Source organism: uncultured Olegusella sp., assembly GCF_947253395.1.
In the GTDB taxonomy this organism is placed as follows: Bacteria; Actinomycetota; Coriobacteriia; order Coriobacteriales; family Atopobiaceae; genus Olegusella.
Map to the genome: position 1 here is coordinate 1 of NZ_CAMXYY010000140.1, position 3,287 is coordinate 3,287.

3 protein-coding genes are annotated in these 3,287 nt (G+C 44.2%); all 3 read right to left on the reverse strand.

Going from position 1 to position 3,287, the window contains the following annotated elements:
- Positions 1-188, reverse strand: a 188-nt coding sequence (locus tag Q0X25_RS07990; protein ID WP_298580979.1) for a type II toxin-antitoxin system PemK/MazF family toxin, incomplete at its 3' end; no start/stop codon positions are given.
- Positions 189-894: 706 nt separating this feature from the next.
- The gene (locus Q0X25_RS07995) at positions 895-2,271 is read right to left on the reverse strand and encodes an MATE family efflux transporter (protein WP_298580982.1); all 1,377 of its coding nucleotides are present in this window, start codon (positions 2,269-2,271) and stop codon (positions 895-897) included.
- 284 nt (positions 2,272-2,555) lie between these two features.
- Positions 2,556-3,287: ABC transporter ATP-binding protein (locus Q0X25_RS08000; protein ID WP_298580985.1), on the reverse strand; the 732-nt coding region annotated here is incomplete at its 5' end.

The following is a 3,287-nucleotide window of genomic DNA, read 5'->3' on the forward strand; positions in this document are numbered from 1 at the left end:
TGTACGCGCCGCCTGTCGATGGTTTTAATCTGCTCCAAAAGCACCATGCCGGGAACATCCAGCCCGTGATTATGCTCTGCGTAATAGTGGGTGGGTTGTGACGTCTTCTTGCTACTTTTGGAAGTGATGGGGGCGACGATCAGTGTGGGACAGTAATAATTGCCGGCATTGTTCTGTAAAACCACCACCGGGCGAGTACCGCCCTGTTCGGAGCCTATGCATAGGGATGCTAATGCCGTGCATAGCGGCATATGCTGTCTGACTTTTCCCTGCAATGAGGCATTCATTAAAGACCGAAAGCTGATTGGGTGTCAGCACCTTGCAGAAGTCAGCTTTTATGTCCGACCAGAGAATATCCGCGTCGATATTCTGATGCATATCCTGCATCCATGTTGACTCGCCTATATCCCCACTGTCGCAGATGGCGTCAAGACTCAGGATCGTACCGTAGATCTGCTGCTTTGCGTACTCACGCCGCAACTGTTTTTCCTGACTGAGCAAAAGTCGCCCAAATTGATTTGATATTCTGTTTTGCATTTGCGGCGGTAGGCTATTTTGTGACCCATGATATCGGAGAAAGCTTTTTCACAAAAAAATCACAACATGAACAGCGAATTTCCCGGAGCATCAGAGAGGTGATCCCCATGAGAAAGGCGCTAAGCTTTCAAGATTACTCCGACGTAAGTTTGGGTTAACTGGCGATGGGTTCATCTCGGTTTACTATTCTGTCTCAGACCAAGTCACCTATAATGCGTTTAGAAAAAGTGCGGTAATGCAGAAGAGATACTGAAATATATCAGAAGAAAGCGAAGATGACCCGGTGATCTCAAAATTCTGTAGATTACAATGATATCACCGCATGATTTTTGTGCCTATCAAATAGTTGGCCATTTTTTATAAATGAGGAAAGCTTTCATTCTCGTGGGTGATCTTTTTTCTGCTGTAAGATAGATAATACAGAACAAATGAAAGTGAAGTCACTGCCCAAGATAATGGATAACAGCCTAAAATTGTGAAAAGGTCAGAACGTAACGGTACGATAAAAATTATCCAAAGGATACGTGTCACACAAGTTCCTGCCATAGTAATAAGCATAGGGCGAAGTGTTTCTCCTAAACCTCGTATCGCGCCTGCAAGAACTTCCCCAAAAACATAGAGGATGTACAACGGTGCAAGAAATCGCATAATAGATCCCGCAGCTACGGCAATATCAACATCACCAGCGTTGATAAACAGCTTGCCGATAGGAATGCTCCAGAAGAACAGAATTAGACTAATCACCGCAATCGCGCCTAATGTTATTGCAAGGCCAACCCTTATACCGTGTCTGGCTCTGAGAATGGCTTTTGCACCGTAATTTTGTGCCACAAAAGTAGCTATCGCAGCTGCCAAAGAATCTGTGATTAGCCAAATCATAAAGTCCAGTTTGCCACACAATGCCCAAGCTGCTATGTTATCTGTACCAGTGCTATTAATACTGGTCTGAACCATCATGTTGGCAACAGGGTAAAGTGCTGACTGCAATCCTATGGGAAGCCCCAGTTTGCAAATCGAGATAAGCATCTTTCGGTCGGCTTTTAGCTTACGACGCATGAGATGATAGGGCGCTTTGGTATTAAATAATGTTACCAGAACAAGTGTTGCACTGAGACCCTGTGAAAACACGGTAGCCAACGCGGCACCAGGTGCGTTCATTTTGAATATTGCCACAAAGACGAGATCCAAAATAATATTAACACAGCCAGTAGTGACTAGAATATAAAATGGGGTTTTGGAATCACCGACTGCGCGGAGAATACCCGCACCGATGTTATAGACCATAGATAGAGCGAGACCTCCGAAAATGACGCGGACATAAGAGAGTGACAAACTAAAGATTTCCTTCGGAACCGCCATTGCTTTCAGGCACAATGGGGCTATTGAAACTCCGATGATTGATAAAACCACGCCCCCCGCCAATGCGGAACAAATGCCTGTGTGAATGACCTTTGACAAAGCGTGTTCATCCTTCGCCCCAAAAAACTGAGAGATGAGGATTGTGGCACCAGTTGACAAACCCACAAAAAAGTTTACAGGCAACTTCAAGAGATTATAGATAGCATCGATAGAGGCAAGTCCTATTTTACCTGCATATTGGCCCAAGATGACCGCATCAGCCGTAGTATAAAGTTGCTGAAAGAGACTTCCAGCCAAAATAGGCAGAAAAAAGCATACAAGGCGTTTTACTACCCGGCCAGTTGTCATATCCATGTTTCGAAGATTGTTAAACATGTTAGTCCTCATATCAGCTTGAGTTAATTATCCAATGGCTGTCTTGCTTTTAGGCAAAATAGCAGCACTCAACCTGTTGGAATTGATAAGTAATTGATAAATCTCCACATGCCTGATTAACCGCTGATGAGTGCCTTTCTACACGACACGGCCAACATCACGCTTAAATATCCTTGACCTACCTAGAGGATGGCGTAACTTGCATCTGCCTAATTCTGTAATTGAACGCCCAACACCTGTAAAGAAAGGTTAAGCATTCATAGCGGCCCGTTAAATCATGACGCCTATGCTATATGTAATTCGCTGTCCAACAGGCAACGTGTAAACTTGTTTTTCGACTGAGCGGTTAACCTGTCGCTCGAAACCATATCTACAAAGATCCCATTATTCATAATCGCAACTCTTTCACAGGAATGACGAATGACCCTTACATCATGGGAAATCATAATATATGCAAAACCAATGGATTTTTGGAGATTTAACAGAAGATCTAAAATCTGCTTTTGCAGTATCATATCCAGCGCCGATATGGCTTCGTCGAAAATTAGAAGCTCTGGATCCACAACAAGGGCACGGGCTATAGCAACCCTTTGGCACTGCCCCGTGCTGAGTTGCGGGGGACAACGATGCAGGACATCTCCATTGATCCCTACACTCTTTAGATAAAGTAAAGCTTTTTCTGTGCGTTCCTTCGGTGTTCCTATTTTTAGATATTTCAAAGGTTCCTGCACAAGCTCCAGTGCAGAACGACGAGGATTAAGGCTGGCCCTCGCATCCTGAAAAACGATTTGTAATGATTTGCAAACGTGTTGTCTTTTCCTTCCGCGCAGCATAGAAATATCCTGGTTGTTATACACAATCCTCCCCTGATCAGGCAACTCCAGGCCGGTTACGCACTTTGCCAATGTCGATTTTCCACAACCACTAAATCCCAATATTCCAACAGTTTCCCCTTTGTGTACAAGCAAGTCTACTTGATTTAAGACGTTTTTGCACTTATTCCCTTTTTGAAATGC